Raw genomic sequence first — 19161 nt, 5'->3', positions numbered from 1 at the left:
CCGATGCTTCGCCCGCTCGACTGGGCCGGCTGTATGGGGGGCGCCTACTGGCCGAGCAGCCGGGCTTTCGCCGCGGTGAACTCCTCGGGCGACAGGATGCCCTGCTGGGCGAGCATGCCGAGCTTGGCCAGCTCGTCCGCGACCGAGCCACTGCCCGCCGGTGAGGCGCTGGCCGGCGCGGCGGCGAACTGCTCGCGGATCCGGTTGACGCGGATCATGTCGAGCATCTCGGCGCACTTCTTGGCCTGCCCGTTGACGGTGAGGCCGGTGAGCATCTCCACGCGCAGCAGCATCGCCTGGCCCTCTGGGCTCGTGTAGGTCAGGTGGATGTTGTTGTGGGTGGCGAGGTCGCGTGCACCGCCGCCCTTGCCGGACGCGAGCAGCGCCTCGGTGGAGCTGACCTGGCGCTGCTCGATGGTCAGGTCGCCGATCGCCGCGTACGGCAGGGTGAGCGGCTCCCAGAACTTCCGGGCCGCACTGGTGGGGTCGAGGGTCAGCCGGTCCGGCCAGTAGCGCAGTTCGATGCCTGCGGCCTTCGGCTTCGGCAGGCTGGCGAGGCCGCCGCGGTACACGACCTTGTACTCGGCGATCGGAGCCGAGGCGCTGTCAGCCGACGGGGTCTTGCTGTTGAACAGGCCCATGACGGTCCCCCCTTGGGATGGATGGACCGCCAGCCTGACACCCGCGCGTGATCCCCCGTCAGCGCGTTACGGAACGGTTACCCCCGGTTCGAGAATCAGGCGAGCCGAGGGGGCGATCGGTGGACGGCAGCATGATCGCCCTGTACCCGCCGATGGACCTCGCCGAGCAGCTCGCCGTCGACGGCGGCCTGCCACCGGAGAAGATCCACTGCACCATTGCCTACACAGGCCCAGCCGTCGACATCGACCAGGACACCCTGCGCGCGGTCGCTGCAACCCTCACCGGCCGTCCCCCCATCCAGGCCAGCATCTCCGGCCACGCCAGATTCACCGGCGGCGACCAGGACGTCATCGTCGCCCTGGTCGACGGCCCCGGCATCGAGGACCTGCGCCGCGACACCCTCGACGCTCTCGCGGCGCACGGCATCGAGGTGCCGCGAGCGCACGGCCACACGGCGCACATGACCTTGCTGTACCTGGACCCGGACGCCGAGTCGCCGATCGACCGGATCGCGGCCACCCCGGTCCTCTTCGCCACCGTCAACGCCGTCCACGCCGGCGACCGCACCGGCTACACCCTGGTCGGCGAGACTGCAATCGGCATCCGCGAGGCCGCCCGGCAGGCCTACGCCACCGGCTGGGCGTCCGTTCCCGACGCGCCCATGACCGCCGAGGTCCGTGCCGGATGCATCGCCGCCGTCACCTGGGCCACCGAGAATGCCCGCCGCCCCGACGTCCTCGAAGCCACCATCAAGATCGGCCAGCTCGAAGGAGCCTGGGCGCTGATCTATCAGCGCCGCGAAAAGCGCGAGCAGCAGCACCAAGCCGCGGTCCTCGCCGCCTGGGCGAAGCTTCTGAAACTCATCGCACTCGACGAACTCGTCGCCCGCTTCCACGCCCAAGCCCCCACCCTGCCCGACCAGACCCCGCAGGCCATCCACATGCAGGCGCTAGCCGTGGCGAGGCAGGCATTCATCGGCATCAACACCGCCGACCCCGCCTACGGGCAACTCCTCGACAGCATCACCAGCGCGCTGGCCGACGCTCAAGCCGAAGGCGCCGCAGCGGGGCACGCGATCCGCGGCCGGGCAGCCGACATGCCGGCCGCCTACGACGATGCCCGCGCCCGGATCAGCGACCTGACCACCTGGGGGCAGGCCCCGCCCGTCGCCGGTCAGATCATGTCCGGGGCGGCATCAACACTCGCCCGGATCCTCGCCGCGGGCTACACCGCGAAACTCACCCTCACCGGCCTGTACGCCACCGTCCGGGACGCGCTCACCGGCAGCGACGCCCGGCCCGTCACCGCATACCTCGACGTGGCCATGGGCCAGGCCTGGAACAGCGGTGCGGTCAGCGTGTACGCCGCCGACGGCGTGACGATGGTCAACTACTGGACCGCCGGGGGCTCCAAGGTCTGCCGGGCATGCCAGGACGCGGAGAGCGGCAGCCCGTACGCGATCGCGGACGCCCCCGCCCCACCGCTGCATCCGAACTGCCGCTGCAGTCTCGCGCCGGTCGACGCCGACGTGCCCGGCGTACCCCCGCCATCCGCCTCATCCGCCGACGCCGAGGAGCAGTAGCTGTGGCGATCTACCCCTACGGCCGCAAGGTCTGGTCCCTGGACGGCGCCTCCCTGTCCGGGGCGGGCAGCACATCGTCTGTCGTCCTGGACATCCACGACGTCACCGACCTGTGGCTCGCCGCGTTCGTGGCGAACGCCCCCACCGGAACTACGCCGACACTGACCCTGCAGGTTGACCTCCTCGACCAGGACGGCAACGTCTTCCCCGCGGCCCTGGCCCTGACTGCGCTCACTGCGGCCGGCCACCAGTCCGGGTCGTGCGGCCTGTACACCTCCAACCTGGTGCTGCCGATGCAATGCCAGGTCACGTGGACTCTCGGCGGGACGACCCCGGCGTTCACCGGCGTCACGCTGTCCCTGTTCGGCAGGTGAGCGTGTACGAGCGCCCCGCCCGGCCAGCCGGCAGCCGCCAAAGCGACCGCGCCGACACGGAGTTCCGGGACCGACTGGTGACGGCGATCGACGAGGACCCGCGGATCCGCGAGGCGATCCTGCGACTGTTCGCCGCCAACCGGGCACCCAAGAAGACCGCGCCGCCGCCGGCCACCCGCGCCAGCATTCGCCGAAGGGGGGCCTGATGGCCATGACGACGATGAAGCCGTTCAGCGGCACGTTCCTGTACCCCGGGGTGAGCCTCAACGGATGCCTGTACACCCGCGAGTTGATCGGCAAGGCCGTGACGCGGATGCAGGAGCGGATCGCCGACCCGGACGGCCTGCCCATCGTCATGAGGACTCATCACAAGGCTGGCGACAATTCCCGCCTGATCGTGGGCCGGGTCATCTCCGCCCAGCAGGCCCCAGACGGTTCGGCGAAGTACGAGGCCCGCTGGTACGACACCGCCCCCGCGCGCGACATTGCTGCCCTGGTACAGCCCGCCGACGGCGGACCGCCGGGCCTGAAGTCTGTGTCCATCCACGGCTACTTCCTCGGTGAGACCACCACCGTCAACGTCGATGGCCAGCAGGCGCAGACCGCCAGCGACCTGGAGATCGACGCCATCGACTTCACCGCGACACCCGGTGTCGTCCAGGCCCTGATCGACTCCCCCGGTGCGGCCCCGCCGTCCGAATCCGCCCCGGCGGTCGCCGGGCGTACCCCTATCTCCGAGACCTGGGAGGTCCCCGTGGCCACCGTCATCACCGAAGAGGCGGCCACGCCGACTCCCGAGGCAGCTGCGCAGTCCAGCGGCCCGTGGGCCGACCCGGGCTACCAGAAGGACAAGCAGAAGCGATACGACCTGTCCACGAAGGTCAAGGCCAAGGCGGCGTGGAGCTACGTCCACCAGCCCGACAATGCCCGCCTGTACACCTCGAAGCAGCTCAAGAACATCAAGGGCCGCATCATCAAGGCCCTCAAGGCGTTCGGCGTGACGATCTCCGCCGAGTCCTGGCTGATCGAGACCGCCGCTCCCGTCACCGAATCCCTCGCCGAGTGCTGGGACATGGAACGCACCGGCGGTGACCTGTACATCTCGCTGACCAACGGGCCCACCACCGTCTCCGTCACCTCCCGCCTCCTCGACGCCCACGACCTCGAAGCCGTCGGCCTCGCCGCCATGGCCGGGGCCTGCGACACCCTCACCGCGCTCGACCCGGACCTCGACGACGACATCGACGTCACCGGCGCGCCCGCAGAGGACACCGACAACGACCAGGGCGACGACGAGCCCGAAGACCAGGAGGACCCCGACATGGCCGACGAACCCCAGCCCGGCTCCGGATGCCCCTGTGGCTGCGGCTGCTCCGTCCCCCACCAGATGGCGGGCGGCCCCGGCTGCCCGTGCCCGTGCGGCGACTGCGAGGTGTGCAACTCGACGCCCACCCCCGCCGATGAGACCGCGCCCGCGCCCGCCCCCCAGCTTTCGGCACCGGTCCCGGCCGCCGAACCCGCCCCCACAGTGAAGGAGTCCGCCGTGACCGACGTCGTCACCCCGGCCGCCGAGACGGCGGCTCCCGCCACCCCGGCCCCGACCACCGCCCAGTCCGTCCAGCCCCTGATGGTCACCCTGACGCAGGAGCAGTTCGCCCAGCTCCTCGGCCAGGTCGCCCCGGCGCCCGTCGCCGAGACCGCCCCGGCGCCCGTCGCCGAGACCGCCCCGGCCGCAGCCGTCGAGGCGCCCGCGCCCGCGGAGGCCGCGCCCGCTGCCCCGGTCGCCGCTGCCCCGATGGTCGCCGAGACGTACACCAAGGCGCAGCTCGACGAGGCCGTCGCCGCGGGTGCCGCCCAGGCCGTCAAGGCCCTCATCCCCGAGATCGCCAAGACCTACGGCCTGCCGCCGCGCCGTGGCTTCCGCACCACCGAGTCCGACCACGGTGACGCCAAGCCGAAGACCGGCGCCGAGATGTGGGACGACCGCGCCGACCTCCTCCTCGGCGACTTCGGCAAGATCGGCATCTGACCCGAGCCCGTCAGCGCCCTCCACCAAGGCCCCCCAAGCGGGGCCTTTCGCATGACCCCCTGACTCCCCGAGCCCCGCCAGCCGAGCTGCGCGGGGCTTTCGTATGCCCAGAAAGCGAGGCACTCCGTGCCCACCGAGCTCGAAGAGGCGCTGACCGCAGCCACGTCCGTCTCCCCCCTCGTACAGAAGCAGATCGACCCGCTGCTGCTGGAGTACCAGCGCCGGTTCGCGCCGCTCCTGGCCGCGATCCCCGCCAAGCAGTGGGGCTCCACCCAGTACTTCTTCAACCGCCGCGTGTCCCGCCCGGACGCCGGCGGTGTCGTCGACGGCGGCGCCCGCCCGCTCGGCAACAGCACCTACGAGCAGGCCGCGTTCAACATCCGCCTGTTCCAGGCCGTCGGCGCCGTCACCGGCTTCGCGCAGACCGTCACCCGCGACCTCGTCGGTGACCTGCGCCAGCTGGAAATCGACGGCACCGTCCAGTCGATGCTGTGGTCCATCGAGAACGACTTCATCTGGGGCAACGACCCGGCCACCGCCAACGGCCTGTACCCGATCTGCTCCGGCCTGGACTACCTGGTCTCCAACTTCACCCCGGGCACCGGCTCGTCTGCCTACACCAACTCGATCGACGGTGCGGGCGCCACGTTCACGACCAAGACCCTCGACTCCCTCATGGCCCTGGTGTCCGCGAACGCGGGCCTGCCGGTCAACGGCGGCAGCTACATGTTCATCATGTCGCCCGCGATCCTCGGGTCCGTCGCGCAGCTCCTGTCCTCGCAGCAGCGCTTCATGGGCGAGATCGAGGTCGCCGCCGGCCTGATCGTGCCGACGTACCGCGGCGTGCCGCTGGTCGAGTCCTCGTTCCTGTCCCCGCGGGCCAACCAGATGGGTGCGGTCACCACCGCGACCGCCACCTCCGGCGGGACCCTGGCCGCGACCACGTACTACTACCAGGTGTCGGCGGTCATCGCCCGCTTCGGCGAGATCCAGTGCTCCACCGAGGTGTCGCAGACCACCACCGGCTCCACGTCCACCGTCACGCTCAGCTTCTCCACCCCGACCAACATGCCGGACGGGGCCTCCCCCATCCTGTACAAGGTCTACCGCGCCACCACCACGGGCAACGAGGTCCTGGTCGGTACCGTCGACGCGTTCGACACCGGTGGCACCGCCGTCACCTCGATCGTCGACACGGGCACGAACCTGCTCACCAACTCGTCCGGTGTCACCGGCCCCTCGCTCTACCAGGGCGGCAACAGCGGGGCGAAGGCGCGCGGGGCGTCGATGGAGGACATCTACCTCGTGCCGAAGGACCCGAACTTCTTCGTCCGGCCCTACACCCGCGACATGCAGATCATCCCGCTGGCGCCGACCACGACCAGCCCGGACGTTCTGCCGTTCGCCTGCGTCACGGACACCTGCGCCGCGCTGCGCGGCCCGAAGTTCGCCGGCCGGTACTCGCGCCTGGTGAGCGCGGTCTGATCCCCTGCGCTGCGCCTCCGGCTGACTTGGAGTCGGCCGGGGGCGCTGTATCCCGCACACCAATACAGCAGAGAGGCAGCCCCATGTGGTTGCGGAAGAGTCGCGCGCCAGGATCGGCGCCCGGCGGATACGCCTGGACCACGGCCGAGGATGCAGTCGAGGTCCCGGACGACCTGGCCGTGGAACTGCTTGGCATCCGCGATGCCGGGTTCTCCGAGGTCGCGCCTCCAGTGGTCCCCGAGGCGCAGGTGCCCGACGCGGATGCTGAGGGCGCCGGCGAAGACGCCGGAACTGAGGCAGACGCTGCGGCGGCCCCGAGGCGTCCCGGCCGTCCTCGCAAGACCCCCGTCGCGGAGTAGCGAGAGGAGGCGGTCATGGCCGACACCGTCGCCCCTCTGGCCACGGCCGCCCAGTTGTCCGAGGGGCCGCTCGCGGACCTGGTGCGGGACTACAGCACCACCGCGGTGGCGGATCTGCTCATGGAAGCCACCCGCATGCTGGAGGACCACGCCGACCGCCGACTGGCGCCGTTCACCGGGGTGGTGGAGTCGCAGCGGGCCATGGGCCTGGACGTCGAGGACGCCCTGGATGCCTATGTGCCGCTGGATCCCACCTCGCAGCTGGGGTTTTCGCGCGGGGCGTCGCTGGGTTCGACGATGCTGGTGCGGCACTTCTGGCTGCGGGAGTTCCCGCCCCGCAACCCGGAGTTCTGGTCAGGATCGCTGACCAGCGTGGACCTGCTGCGGTCGTTCTCGGGGACGCAGACTGTGGACACCTCCCAGTTGCAGTACGAGCCCGACACCGGCCACGTGCGGTTCCAGCTGGGGACGTTCGTACCGCCTGGCACGACGATCGTGGCCACCTATTCGGGCGGCTACTCCACCGTGCCGTCCAGCCTGGTACGGGCGTGCAAGTTCGCGGTGGCGTCGCTGGTGATGTCGGAACTGGACCCGGCGTCGCAGTCGCATGACCCGGATGAGCTCTGGGCGCGGGCGACCGTGATCGTGGACACCGCCTACGCGAGGGGCTGACCGGCCGTGGCTGCCGCCCGGCGGCGCAAGGGCCACAAGATGTCGGCGGCGTCGCGGAAGAAGCTGTCGGCGAGCCTGAAGGGGAAGCACCACAAGGGCCACAAGATGAGTGCGACGGCCCGGGCGAAGCTCTCCAAGGCGCTCAAGGGTCGTCACCACAAGGGCCACAAGATGTCCGCCGCGGCGCGGGCGAAGCTGTCCGCGCGGCTCAAGGGCAGGCATCACAAGGGCCACGCGATGTCGGCGGCAGCCAGGGCCAAGCTGAGCCGGGGCTTGAAAGGCAAGCACCATAAGGGCCATGCCATGTCAGCTGCGGCAAAGGCGAAGCTCAGCCGCAGCCTAAAAGGCAGGCACCACCCCGGACACGCCATGTCTGCGACAGCCAGGGCCAAGTTGTCCGCCGCGCTGAAGGGCAGACATCACCCGGGGCATCCGGTGTCGGCGGCGACGCGGGCCAAGATGTCGGCGACGTTGAAGGGCCGCAAATCGAAGGCCCAGCGCAGACCCCGCACGACCGGGGCCGCTCGCAGAAGCCGGGCGGCGCGCAGGCATACCGCACTGAAGGCGCGCCATGGCCAGCATGTACTGCACCGGCCCGGCCGACGAGGCCAGGTGCATGCGCATGCCCCGGGTGCTGGCCGGCGGCCCGTGCACATTCGTCAGCAGTCGCACGCGAAGCGGGTGCGCCGGGTCCGCGTGTACCGGCCTCATTCGTCACAGATCATTCGCCGCCGCAAGCCCAGGGGGTGACGGCCGGTGAGTACTGCGGATGCGGTTGCCCGTGAGACGGCATGGCTGACGGCATACGACCCTACCGATGGGCTGCCCGGCCTGCTGGAGGGATCGGGCGGCCCGTTCGGTGTAGTGCAGGCGTACTGGCGGCGCACTCCGCCAATGCGCCGGAACCAGCTGTATGTGATGCGGCGCGGCTTGAAGATCGAACGGTTCGGCTTCAACCGGAAGATCATTCACTACCAGTTCGCGCTACGGATCCTGTGGCCCATCTCGTCGAACCGCGGCGACTTCGAGTCGGTGCAGCAGTCCCTCGACAACGCCGTCGACCTGGTCCTGCAACGCGTATCCGGGCCGCTGGCACTGCCGATGGACAAGACCCACGGGGCCAGGTTCATGTCGGTGGCCGAGGATCCGTGCCAGATCGACGTGTCTTTCGGCGATCCCGAGCGCCAGTCCGACGACCAGCTCGAAGCGACGATCACATACCTGGCGGACGACCAGGACTACCTGAGCTGACCGCCCTCCACGCCTTCGGCCCCCGCCGCTTCGACGGGGGCCTTTTCCATGCCCTGACGCCTCGGAGACACCCGTGCTGCAGCGCAATACGACCGCCTACCCGTGGACCTGGGCCGGAGATGCGCCGTACACGGTGCTGCCCGGCGAGACCACCGACCATCCGGAGCTCCTCGACGGCTGGACGCCCGTCGTCGACGAACCGGAGCCGGAACCCGACGTGGAGCCGGCCAGGACATCAGCCAAGAGCAAGCGGACTGCCGCTGCGGACACCGAGGGAGGTGAGCCGCGGTGACGCTTCTCGGGCGGCTTTCATACGTGGGCCTGGTCAAGGAGGCTACGCAGGGGACGTGGTTGTCTCCGACGTACTACCTGCCGTGCACGAAGCTGGACTTCGAGATCCAGTACGACCAGCAGCAGGATCTGTCGTACCGCAACAACGACTCGAACCTGCAGGGCCTGTACCAGGGTCCCGGCCAGTCGGCGGTGGACCTGGATTTCCCGGCGTACCCGGATGCGATCGGGTATGCGCTGCGGATCATCGGCCCTGACACGGTCACGGCCGGGGTGTCGACGACGCTGTCGTCGTCGTCGCTGGTGGGTGCGACGTCGATTTCGGTGGCGGCGACGATCCCGACCGGATCCACCATCATGATCGACACCGGAACCAAGGTCGAATACGCCACCACCGGCGTCCCGACCGGCTCCGGCCCGTACGCCATCCCGATCGTCACCCCCGCGGCGGGCCTGACGTACGCCCACAGCTCCGCCACCGCCGTGGCCTCGCAGACCGTGCACACGTTCAAGCAGTCCAACTCGGTTGCGAAGCCGACGTACTCGCTGACGAACTACAACGGCTATGAGGCGTGGGGCTACCCGGGCTGCATGCTGTCGGACGTCACGATCACGGTGGATCCGAAGCAGATCTGCATGATCAACGCGAAGTTCACCGGCTGGATCGGCGCCATCGAATCCGGGACGCCGACGTTCTCCGAGCCGCCGCCGCTGCTGGGCTGGCAGTTCGCCATGACCAACGGCGGTGCCTCGTCCACCCGCGGCCTGACGTACGCCATGAACCTCAAGCGCGCGACCGAGGCGATCCACGCCTCGAACGGTACGCAGCAGCCGCGCGAAGTGTTCTCCGGGGTCCTGGACTCGAACCTGACGTACAAGGCCATCTATGAGAACGACCTGGACTACAACCTGTATCTGCAGGCCCTGCAGAGCAGCCCGACGTCGATGACGATGACGCAGCCCGTCGGTGCCGGCGTCGACGCGGGCGGGTCCTCGCTCACGATCACGACGTCGACGCCGGGCTGGTCGAAGGGCAAGCCGGACATGTCCGGGGTGTACGTCGTCGGCGACTTCGCAGTCGACGGGATCTACAACGCCACCGACTCCGGCAGCGTCCAGGCCATCCTGTCCAACTTCCACACCGCCGCCTACTAAGGCCCCTGGCCTGCGGCTTCTCCTTAACTCCCCGGTTGTGCCTGCCTTGGAGGGCGTCTGGCACGACCGGGGATCACGCCCTCCGACGCCCTCCCCGCATCAAGGAGCATCATCGTGGCCGACGGCTACCAGAACCGTTTCATCCTCATCCCGTTCGACGACCTCGCCGACGGCTGCTCGGTGCTCATCCGCAACCCCAAGCTCCTGCCGCCGGACAAGCTGGAGGCCGTGTCGGCGGCCAGCGAATCCTCCGACCCGGGGGCGGCGCGGCAGGCGATGAACAGTGTCATGGCCGACGTCATCGTCGCCTGGCACAACGTCTACCCCGCAGATGAGGACCTCGCGGACATCGACCTGGACAACCCGGGCGACCTCGCTGCACTGATGGAGACCCTCGAATCCCGCAGTCAGGAGCCGCTGGGCAGGCCCACCGTCGACACGGTCGCCCGTCTGCCGCTGACGATCACTAACCGGGTCGCCGAGGAGTTCAAGAAGATCACCACCCCTCAGTAGGCCCCGGGTCGGAGTACTTCGAGGATGTTCTCCTGCCGGTGGAGAGCATCCTGAACGAGACCTGGGGCGGCAGCGAACCGGCCCCGCCGCAGTGGGTGGACTACCTGCTGATGAAGCGGATGCGCTGGTCCTGGGCCCAGTTGCAGGAGACGCCGGTGTATGTGCAGCGGTTCTGCCTGGACTTCCTGGGGTTGTCGGCCGAGGCGGAGCAGGCGCGGCACGACAAGGCCAAGCGTGAGGCGGAGGCCAAGTCCAAGCGGCGCTGACCGGGGGTGGGCGATGCCGGGCACTGTCGTGATCACCGGCATCGTCGAGCTTGGCGAGGCCCTCGAAGCGATGGCGGCCCGGGTGGAGGCGGCCACTGCGGAGGCGGTGAAGCTCGCTGCCGGCTTGGTCGGGGAACGGGCGCGGGCGAACCTGTCGCTGACGTCGCATGAGCGCGGCACGCCCACGCCGTCGGCGCCGAACCAGCCGCCGTCGATGATCTCGGGGACGCTGCGCGACAACTGGACTGACCCGCTGCCGGTGTCGGACGGCGCCGGCACGTGGGTGTGCACGCTCGCACCCACCACGGTCTACGCGGGGATCCAGGAGTACGGCGGCTGGACCGGCCGCAACCACGCCTCCTACCTGCCACCCAGGCCCTACCTGCGGCCGGCGGTGGATGACCTGCTGGCATCCGGACTCGTCGAGGACGCGTTCGTGCGTGCCTGGACGGCCGCGATCCACGTCTGACGTGCACGACTACCTGCCCTGCCCACTTATGTGACCGACAGGCAGGGGGCATTGTGTCGGACGTCATTCCCCCGATCATGGTCGAGCTCGGCGGGACTGCGGCCGAGTTCCTCAAGACGATCAACAGTGCTGTCTCGTCGTTGAAGCGACTGACCGCAGCTGCGACCGCTGCAGCCGAGGCGTGCGACACGGCGTTCGCGTCTCTCGCGTCGGCTGCCGAGGCGGCTGCGGCGTCTACCGATGTCGGGTTCGCATCGATCACCGAGGGTGCGACGGCGATGTCCACGGCCGTCGGGGAGGCGTCGGCGACTGCCGCTGAGGGCCTGGCGTCGATGGACGAGGCGGCCCGGGCCACGGGTGTGGGCATGTCGACGATGGGCGAGGAGATCGTCGCGTCGATGCAGGGCGCTGCTGCGGAGATTCAGGCCGCTGCGGTGGAGATGCGTGCGTCGATGGCGGAGGTGTCCGCGAGCGTCAAGGTCTCGGCGGAGGAGGCCGGGGCTGCGTCCGAGGGCATGGGCGCGAAGATGCTCGGCATCGGGGAGGTCAGCTCCACGCTGAAGGCCGCGGTGCCGCTGTCGCTGGCGGCGATCGGCTACGAGTCCGTGAAGATGGCCAGCACGTTCCAGGCGTCGACGACGCGGCTGGTGACGTCGGCGGGCGAGTCCGCCGCGAAGATCGACATGGTGCGTCAGGGCCTGCTGAATATGGCCGGCCAGGTCGGTGTGTCCGCTGACGACCTGTCGCAGGCCCTGTACTACGTGGACGCGGCCGGCTACCACGCCGGCGATGGTCTGACCGTTCTCAAGGCTGCTGCACAGGGCGCGGCAGCGGAGGGCGCAGACACCACCACCGTGGCCAAGGCCCTGACCGACGTCCTGGTGGACTACCACCTCAAGGCGTCGGACGCGGCGAACGTCACCTCGCAGATGATCGCGGCGGTAGCGAACGGCAAGACCAACCTGCAGGACTTCTCCGGAGCGTTCGCGAGCATCGTGCCTGCCGCGTCTGCTGCTGGGATCAGCGTCACGGACGTCATGTCCGCGTTGGCGCAGATGACCAACCACGGCTTCACCGCCGCTCGCGCCTCCCAGAACCTGGCGCAGGCGCTGCGGAGCATGCTCAATCCGACGAACGCGATGCAGGGCGCCTTCGCCACCTACGGGGTTTCCAGCGCCACCCTCAGGGAGAAGCTCAACGGCCCGAACGGGCTGACCGATGCGATGGAGTATCTGTCGCAGGCGGCCACGAAGGCGGGCAAGGAGGGGACTCCAGCTTTCGCTGCAGCTCTCAAATCGTTGATGGGTACGGCCCCGGGTGCGAATGCTGCACTGGCGACGGTGGGCGCCAACTACACGGCGACCGGGAACACGATCCTGGCTGTCGGAAAGGCCACTGCCGACGCGCAGGGCAAGGTTTCCGGGTTCGCCTTGGTCCAGCAGAACCTGTCGTGGCAGCTGAAGTCCCTGCGTGCGGGCTTCGACTCGGTGATGATCAAGATCGGTGACGGGCTCATCCCGATGCTGTCCGGCCTGATCACCCTCGTAGAGTCGAAGGCGACGCCGGTCATCCACGGCCTGTCCACGGCCGTGTCGGGCATCATGTCCGGCTTCTCCGGCAGCGCCACGAAGCAGGCAAAGCCGACCGCCCTGCCGGGCGGGAAGGGGCATGCGCAGCTCGACATCACCGAGCCGGCGGCCGCCCCGGATCTGACGCCGTGGCAGAAGGTCGGGGTGGTCCTGAAGCAGGTCGCCGGGGACCTGAAGACGTTCGGCGACGACGCGGCGAAGGCCTTCGGGAATCTGGCGAAGGCCGCCGGTCCGACGCTTGCGCTGCTGGGCGGTGCGGGCCTGACAGCGCTGAAGGTCATCGCCGGGATCCTGGCCAACGTGGTCGGTCCGGCACTGGTGCTGGTGACTGGGCTGATGGACAAGCACAAGGGCGTGATCCGCGACCTGATCGCAGTCGCGCTGATCCCACTGGCCCTGCGCCTGTCTGCTCTGGCGATCATCAAGCCGATCATGGCGGTAGCCGGGTTGGCCAAGGACATCGTCATGTTCCCCATCAATCAGGCCAAGCAGATCGGCACTGCGGTCAAGGGAGCGATGGACACCGCCCGCAGCGGCGTCGATACCGCTCGGGGCGTCTGGGGCGGCCTGCGCATGGCGGTCGTGACGGTCGGCCAGTCGATCGGGCAGTTCGCGAGCAACGCCGCGGGCACCCTGCGGACGTGGGGCGCAAACGTCGCCTCGACCGCATCCACGGCCTGGTCGTCGGTTTCGTCGACCGCGTCAACCGCGTGGTCCGGCATCGCTTCCGGGGCATCGAAACTGTGGACTGGCCTGCAGTCGGGCTTCTCGACGGCGACGTCAGCGATCTCGCAGGGTTGGACAGCGGCCGGGAACGGCTTGTCGGCGCTGGGAGGCCAGATCAGTTCAGCGGCCGGTGCCGCGAAAGATCTGGCTGTGAAGATGGGCGAGGCCGTTGCAGCTGGGGCCAAGAACGCCTGGTCCGGGATGCTGTCGGGGCTGCAGGCGGTGACGACGGCCACCAAGGCTGCGGCGCTGGCCGCGTGGGATCTGACGACGAAGACACTGGCTTCGGCGGCGGCGGCATTGCGGGCGGCTGGCGCATGGGTCCTCGACAAGATCCAGCTTGCGGCGACCGCTGTGGCCGAGGGCCTCGCCTCAGCGGCGGAGTGGGTCCTGAACGTGGCGATGGACGCCAACCCAATCATGCTGGTGGTGATCGCCCTAGCCGCGATCGTCGGCGCGTTGATCTACGCGTACAACCACTTCACCTGGTTCCGCGACATCGTGAACGCCTGCTTCAAGGCGGTCGGCGACGCCGTCTCCTGGATCGTCGACTTCGTGAAGGCCCACTGGCCGCTCCTGCTTGCGATCATCACCGGGCCGATCGGCATGGCGGTTCTGCTGATCTCCCGGTACTGGTCGCAGATCAGCGGGTTCTTCTCGGCAGGCTGGAACTTCGTGGTCTCGGCTGGCGAGAAGGCGGCGACGTGGCTGGCGGCGCTGCCGGGCCGGATCTGGGGCTGGTTCTCTGGCGCGGGAAAGTGGCTGTACAACGCCGGGGTCAGCATCATCGAGGGCTTGTGGAACGGCATTCTCTCGATGGGCTCCTGGATCGCCGGCCAGATCACCCAGTTGATCAAGGATGTGATTCCCGGGCCGGTCCTGTCGATCCTCGGCATCCACTCGCCCAGCACGGTGTTCCACGAGATCGGCGTCAACACCATGCTCGGCCTGGCCGGCGGCATCACCGCCACCGGGCCCCAGGCCGCCAACGCCTCACGGCAGATGGCCATGGGCGTCATCGCCGCAGGCTCCCGCGCCCTGACCGGCGGTGTACTCGCCGCAAGCCCCGGCGGAAGCCTCGCGGTCGCTGCGGGCGGTGCCTCGGGCGGCTCGAACCTGCCGACGATCGTCGTCAACGTCGACGGCAAGAAGCTCTTCGAAGTCGTCCAGACACAGGCCCTGCGCTACGGGCGCCGCAACCCGACCACCGGCGTCGTCTACGGCACGTCCTGACAGGGGGTTGTGATGGTCAATCCCCTGCTCGCCACCGTGGTGGACGCGTTCACCACCGGGTCGCTCAACCTGACGCTGTGGAACAACACCACCGGCGGCGGCGTGGTCACCCTCGCCGCCGCCGGCCGGGTCGCGATCCAGGCCACCAGCGCCAACCCGCAGCTCGGCGCGACCGGACCGTACAACGCCACCGGGCAGACCTTGTACGCGCGCATCACTCCGGCCCTGGCCGGGACCGGCGCCGGTGTGGTGCAGACCGTGATGACGGTCCAGAAGGACGCCTCCAACTACGCCCAGCTGTTGTGCAAGCCCGGTACCGTCTGGCAGGCCAGCGTGGTCATCGCGGGCACACCCACCACGGTGAGCCTGCCCGCGTTCGATCCGACCGCGCACGCCTGGTGGAAGATCACCGAGTCGTCCGGGAACTGGCTGTTCTCGGTGTCCGCCGACGGGGCCGCGTGGACGCAGGTCGCCTCCATCGCCTACTCCTGGTCTGCGGCCGCGGTGTCGGTGGCATTCGGCGCCGGGTCCTCCACCGTGTCCGGCGAGGTCGCGTACGTCGAACACGTCAACACCCTGTTCGGCACAACGGGTCTGTCGCCGTCGTGGCCGCAGGTCGGGTTCCAGGTGGCGTTCAACGGCAACGCCTCCATGTCGGTCCCGCCCGCCTACGTGGACCTGTCCTCGCGCCTCAGCGGCTCCTGGTCCGCCCAGCTCAGCGGCCGACAGTACGAGCTGGACCAGATCCAGTCGGGGCAGCTCACCGCGAGCCTGAAGAACCTCGACGGGGCCCTGGACCCCACCAACACCTCGTCGCCGTACTACCCCAACGTCCTGCCGATGAAGCCGTGCCGGATGATCGCGACATGGCCGCCGACCAGGAACCTGATGGACGCCGGCCTGGCGAACGGCACCGGCGTCGGACTCATCGGCTGGACGTTCGGCTCCATCGCATCCGGCACCGTCCCGGCAGCCCCCACCGGGCACACCACAGCAACCGAGTGGACGTTCGCGGCCCACACCGCCAACACGTGCGAGCTGTGGCAGGGATTGTCCACCGAGGCCGCCACCTCTCCGGCCAGTCAGGCGGCCATCTCCCTGACCGGAGGCGGGGGCGGCACCTGGAGCTCAACCGTCTGGGTCTCCTCGGCAGTCGGTACCGCGACGGGTATCACCGCCGTGCTGCAGCTGTGCTGGTACGACGCGACCGGCACGCAGCTTTCGGTCAGTGCTGGTAGCGGGATCACGATTCCCGCGTCCGGAACCTGGACGCAGGCCACTGTCACCGCAGCCGCACCGGCGACGGCGGTCTCGTGCCGCCCGGCGTTCCTCATCACGTCCACCACCTCGGCGTCCAGCACAGTGCTGCTGACGGCGTGGCAGACGGAGCTGGCGTCCACGCCCACCCCCTGGGCGTCACCGGGGATCGCCTACCCGCTGTGGGCCGGGTTCGTGGAGCGCTGGCCGCAGTCCTGGGACCACTCCGGCACCTACGGGCTGATGAACATCACCGCCGTCGATGCCCTGGCGGCCCTGGCCCAGTTCACACTGAATCCGTCGACCGATGCGCAGCTGTTGTCGCTCAATCCGACGCGCATGTATCCGCTGAACGAGCCGTCCGGGTCGACGACGTTCCGTGACGTGACCGGCAAGCACGGCCCTGTGATCATCGGCACCTCCCCGTACGGGGCAGGGACCGTGACGCCGGGTACGAGCATCACCGGCACCGGTTTCGTGGGTGCTGCTGGGCCGGTGGTGCACTTGGCGAACCCTGCGCCGAGCAACACCTCCGGCGCGGGCAACTGGCTGGGCGTGCCCTCTCCCATCGGGCCCCCCACTTCGGGCGGCTGGACCCGGATCATCTGCTTCCGCACCACCCAGGTGCCGGGGGCTGGCACGGTCATGTCCCTGTGGTCGGCGCAGGGCATCAGTGCGACCAATCCCCCGCAGGCGCTGTTCTATATCGACGCCAGCCAGCATGTGACCGCGTTCGTGCAGAACACGGCCGGCCAATCCATGATCACCAGTTGTCCGACGGTAGCGGTGTGCGACGGCAACTGGCACATGGCCACGTTCATTCTCGACCCCACCGGCAAACTTCTGAACATCAACGTCGACGGCGCCGGATTCTTCACCACCAGCGCCAACGACTGCCATCCGGTGGGCATCGCCTACGACGTACTCGGGGCCAACGTGGTCCCGAGCCAGGGCCTGTACACGTGGTTCTTCACCGGCGATCTCGCCTACGCCACGGAGATTCCCACCAACAATGTGCCCTCGTTTTCGGACATCGCGAACGGATTTGCCACAGGCTGGGCCGGCGAGACGTCTGCGGCGCGGGCGCAGCGGATCCTGACGCTGTCCGGGTACAGCGGGGCGTTGAGCAGCATGGACGCCACGACGGCGATGGCCGGCGCAAATCTGGCCGGCCAGGGTGTGATGACTGCACTGCAGTTGGTGGCGGACACCGAGAACGGGCAACTGTACGCCGACGGCGCGAACACCGTGCAGCTGGCGGGCCGACTGTGGCGGTACTACCAGAATGCGCCTGCGGTATTCATTGGTGAGCAGCAGGCGTCGAGTGGCGAGATTCCATACCTGGATGACATTTCCATCGAGTTCGACGACACGCACATTTACAACGTCGCGCAGATCACGAATTCGGGGCCGCCGGGGTCGACGCAGCAGCCGTACGCGCAGTCCATCAACGCGGCCTCGTCGGCTGCGTACGCTCCGAGGACGCTACAGCGGACGATCAACGTCAATGACCCGACCGTTCCGCTGTACGCCGCCCAGTACCTGACGTCGCAGTACGGTCAGCCGCTGGCGCGGGTGGCGGCGCTGACGGTGGACCCGGCGAGCAACCCGGCCCTGTGGTCGCAGTTGCTGGCGCTGAGCTTCGGCAGCCGGGTGCAGGTGTCGAGGCGTCCGCCGTCGGGCCCGGGCGCGCAGCCGATCGTGCTGCAGCAGTTCCTGGAGCACCTGGCCTGGGACGGCGACGATCAGGGCAACTTCCGGGCGTCGATGCAGCTGTCGGCGGCGCAGCCGTTCCTGGGCTGGTGGATCATCTCCAGCCTGCACACGACCGTGCACACCGCCTCGAACGTCGGCGACACCGTCATTACCTTCAATCCGCTCACCGGCTCCACCCTCAACCCCGCCGCCGCCGTGCTACCTCCGGGGACCGTGCTGACGCTCGGGTACGGGGATCCGGTTCACAGCGAGAACGTCACCGTGCAGTCCGTGGCCGCAACGTCGCCCGGCTACGCCAGCGTCGCCGTCACGCTCACCGCGGCCACCGTCCACTCCCATGCGGTAGGAGCGGTGGTGTGCCAGCCGCTGCCCGGCGGCTACACCCTGCCTGCCCTGCCCGCGGCGTCGTTCCCGTCGTCGCTGGACGCGGGCGCGACCTTGTCGGCCACGACTCCGCGCGTCTCGTACTGACCCTGCCCGCATCGCAGCGCCCTGGCCATCCGGTTGGGGCGCTGGCGGCGTGGGCCCGATCCGGCTGGAGGCCGCGTTGACCGGACTCGCTGTCCCCATCCCCTACCAGTGGTCCGTCGGCGACGTCGGTTCCGCTGCCCTTCTGGACGCGCAGCTCTACAGCGGGCTCACCTTCTTGCTCAACCCGCCGCTGGCCACCCTGACGGTGACCACACCTCAGGCGGGCATCGCGACTGGTGCCGCGCCGTCGACGGCGATCGCGTTCGACACGACCGTCACGGACACCTACGGCGGTCACTCCAACGTCACCAACAACTCTCGGTATACGGCGCAGGTCGCGGGCACGTACTGGGTGCGGGCTGCGGTGTGCTGGCCGACGAACGCGACGGGTTCCCGCACGTCACAGATGTACGTGAACGGCTCGGCGATCGCCTACGCACAGGTTCAGCTGCCGGCGGCGCCAGCGAGCACGTTCACGATCCCGGAGATCACCGGTCTGATCCCGATGAACGCGGGCGACTACCTGGAGTTCAAGGTCGGCCAGAACTCAGGCTCGACGCTGACGATCACTGCGGCGGGCACTGTGATGCAGATCGTCCGTGTCAGCAACTGACCGCCTGTCCCGCCTGATGCACCGAGGGGGTGACTGTGCCAGATGAGGTGTCCCTCGGTGAGGTGGCGCGCCGCCTTGAAGCCCATGAGCAGCGCACGATCAGCGAGCACCGTGACCTGGGCGACCGGATCACCAGGACGGCTCAGGACGCGGTGCAGGCCGACGTCCACGACCGTATCGAGCGGGACCGGGACAAGGAGCTCGCGAAGCTGGAGAAGCGCGTCGAGACGCTGGAGCAGCGCCCGGGTCTCACGTTGGGCAGGTGGGCTGTGATCGCGACGGCGGTGATTGCGATGCTGGCGCTCGCGGTGCAGGCCTACGGGACGCTGCGGGGGGCCAAGTGACGATTCCCGATGCGGTGCGGCCGAGGAAGCCGCGCCGGGAGACGCTGGCCATGGCGACTGGGCTGCTGCTGGTGCTGCTCGTTGTGGCGTTCGCGCTGGTGGCGTTGCGGGCCGCGGCGGATGC

18 protein-coding genes are annotated in these 19161 nt (G+C 69.1%); 17 read left to right on the top strand and 1 reads right to left on the bottom strand.

Translation table 11 applies throughout. The features are described 5' to 3' along the window. Positions 1–44: 44 nt before the first annotated feature. Positions 45–641 carry an SHOCT domain-containing protein gene (locus ABH925_RS05370; protein WP_370145698.1) on the bottom strand — a complete coding sequence of 199 codons (597 nt, stop codon included), beginning with the start codon at positions 639–641 and terminating at the stop codon, positions 45–47. Between the two features lie 119 nt (positions 642–760). Between ABH925_RS05370 and ABH925_RS05365 the strand changes: the two genes are divergently transcribed. The 17 genes from ABH925_RS05365 (at position 761) to ABH925_RS05285 (ending at position 19037) form a co-directional block, all read left to right on the top strand. Further along, positions 761–2224 carry a 2'-5' RNA ligase family protein gene (locus ABH925_RS05365; RefSeq protein WP_370145696.1) on the top strand — a complete coding sequence of 488 codons (1464 nt, stop codon included), beginning with the start codon at positions 761–763 and terminating at the stop codon, positions 2222–2224. Positions 2225–2226: 2 nt separating this feature from the next. Beyond that, positions 2227–2598 carry a hypothetical protein gene (locus tag ABH925_RS05360; protein ID WP_370145694.1) on the top strand — a complete coding sequence of 124 codons (372 nt, stop codon included), beginning with the start codon at positions 2227–2229 and terminating at the stop codon, positions 2596–2598. Next, a complete protein-coding gene (locus ABH925_RS05355; RefSeq protein ID WP_370145693.1) occupies positions 2595–2804 on the top strand; it encodes a hypothetical protein in 210 nt (69 codons plus the stop codon). Before ABH925_RS05360 ends, ABH925_RS05355 begins: the two co-directional genes overlap by 4 nt. Beyond that, on the top strand, positions 2804–4627 hold the full coding sequence (locus tag ABH925_RS05350; RefSeq protein WP_370145692.1) for a DUF6582 domain-containing protein: 1824 nt from the start codon (positions 2804–2806) through the stop codon (positions 4625–4627). The genes ABH925_RS05355 and ABH925_RS05350 overlap by 1 nt, the downstream gene beginning before the upstream one ends. A gap of 126 nt (positions 4628–4753) precedes the next feature. Further along, positions 4754–6112 carry a hypothetical protein gene (locus ABH925_RS05345; RefSeq protein WP_370145691.1) on the top strand — a complete coding sequence of 453 codons (1359 nt, stop codon included), beginning with the start codon at positions 4754–4756 and terminating at the stop codon, positions 6110–6112. 374 nt (positions 6113–6486) lie between these two features. Then, positions 6487–7143: a hypothetical protein gene (locus ABH925_RS05340; RefSeq protein WP_370145690.1), complete on the top strand. Its 657-nt coding sequence runs from the start codon at positions 6487–6489 to the stop codon at positions 7141–7143. A 6-nt stretch (positions 7144–7149) separates the two neighbouring features. Continuing rightward, positions 7150–7893 carry an NUMOD3 domain-containing DNA-binding protein gene (locus tag ABH925_RS05335; RefSeq protein ID WP_370145689.1) on the top strand — a complete coding sequence of 248 codons (744 nt, stop codon included), beginning with the start codon at positions 7150–7152 and terminating at the stop codon, positions 7891–7893. Between the two features lie 6 nt (positions 7894–7899). Beyond that, on the top strand, positions 7900–8394 hold the full coding sequence (locus tag ABH925_RS05330) for a hypothetical protein (protein ID WP_370145687.1): 495 nt from the start codon (positions 7900–7902) through the stop codon (positions 8392–8394). Between the two features lie 73 nt (positions 8395–8467). After that, positions 8468–8686 carry a hypothetical protein gene (locus ABH925_RS05325; protein ID WP_370145686.1) on the top strand — a complete coding sequence of 73 codons (219 nt, stop codon included), beginning with the start codon at positions 8468–8470 and terminating at the stop codon, positions 8684–8686. Positions 8687–8745: 59 nt separating this feature from the next. Next, positions 8746–9840, top strand: coding sequence for a hypothetical protein (locus ABH925_RS05320; protein ID WP_370145685.1), 1095 nt, complete (start codon positions 8746–8748; stop codon positions 9838–9840). Positions 9841–9954: 114 nt separating this feature from the next. Further along, positions 9955–10353, top strand: coding sequence for a hypothetical protein (locus ABH925_RS05315; RefSeq protein ID WP_370145684.1), 399 nt, complete (start codon positions 9955–9957; stop codon positions 10351–10353). Between the two features lie 38 nt (positions 10354–10391). Beyond that, on the top strand, positions 10392–10619 hold the full coding sequence (locus ABH925_RS05310) for a hypothetical protein (protein WP_370145683.1): 228 nt from the start codon (positions 10392–10394) through the stop codon (positions 10617–10619). A 28-nt stretch (positions 10620–10647) separates the two neighbouring features. After that, positions 10648–11088 carry a hypothetical protein gene (locus ABH925_RS05305; protein WP_370145682.1) on the top strand — a complete coding sequence of 147 codons (441 nt, stop codon included), beginning with the start codon at positions 10648–10650 and terminating at the stop codon, positions 11086–11088. A gap of 53 nt (positions 11089–11141) precedes the next feature. Next, the gene (locus tag ABH925_RS05300; RefSeq protein WP_370145681.1) at positions 11142–14636 is read left to right on the top strand and encodes a phage tail tape measure protein; all 3495 of its coding nucleotides are present in this window, start codon (positions 11142–11144) and stop codon (positions 14634–14636) included. Between the two features lie 12 nt (positions 14637–14648). After that, positions 14649–18080: a hypothetical protein gene (locus tag ABH925_RS05295; protein ID WP_370145679.1), complete on the top strand. Its 3432-nt coding sequence runs from the start codon at positions 14649–14651 to the stop codon at positions 18078–18080. Between the two features lie 49 nt (positions 18081–18129). Continuing rightward, a complete protein-coding gene (locus ABH925_RS05290) occupies positions 18130–18693 on the top strand; it encodes a hypothetical protein (protein WP_370145677.1) in 564 nt (187 codons plus the stop codon). Positions 18694–18740: 47 nt separating this feature from the next. Continuing rightward, complete coding sequence (locus ABH925_RS05285) at positions 18741–19037, top strand: hypothetical protein (protein ID WP_370145676.1); 297 nt, start codon at positions 18741–18743, stop codon at positions 19035–19037. The last annotated feature ends 124 nt before the right edge of the window (positions 19038–19161 follow it).

The sequence above is a fragment of the Streptacidiphilus sp. EB129 genome (assembly GCF_041262645.1).
GTDB lineage: Bacteria > Actinomycetota > Actinomycetes > Streptomycetales > Streptomycetaceae > Streptacidiphilus.
This window is presented reverse-complemented; position numbering and strand designations above follow the sequence as displayed.

Bases quoted from the DNA above. Each gene is read 5' to 3' on its own strand.
- ABH925_RS05370 (WP_370145698.1), bottom strand. From the start codon at position 641: ATGGGCCTGTTCAACAGCAAGACCCCGTCGGCTGACAGCGCCTCGGCT.
- ABH925_RS05350 (WP_370145692.1), top strand. From the start codon at position 2,804: ATGGCCATGACGACGATGAAGCCGTTCAGCGGCACGTTCCTGTACCCC.
- ABH925_RS05340 (WP_370145690.1), top strand. From the start codon at position 6,487: ATGGCCGACACCGTCGCCCCTCTGGCCACGGCCGCCCAGTTGTCCGAG.
- ABH925_RS05295 (WP_370145679.1), top strand. From the start codon at position 14,649: ATGGTCAATCCCCTGCTCGCCACCGTGGTGGACGCGTTCACCACCGGG.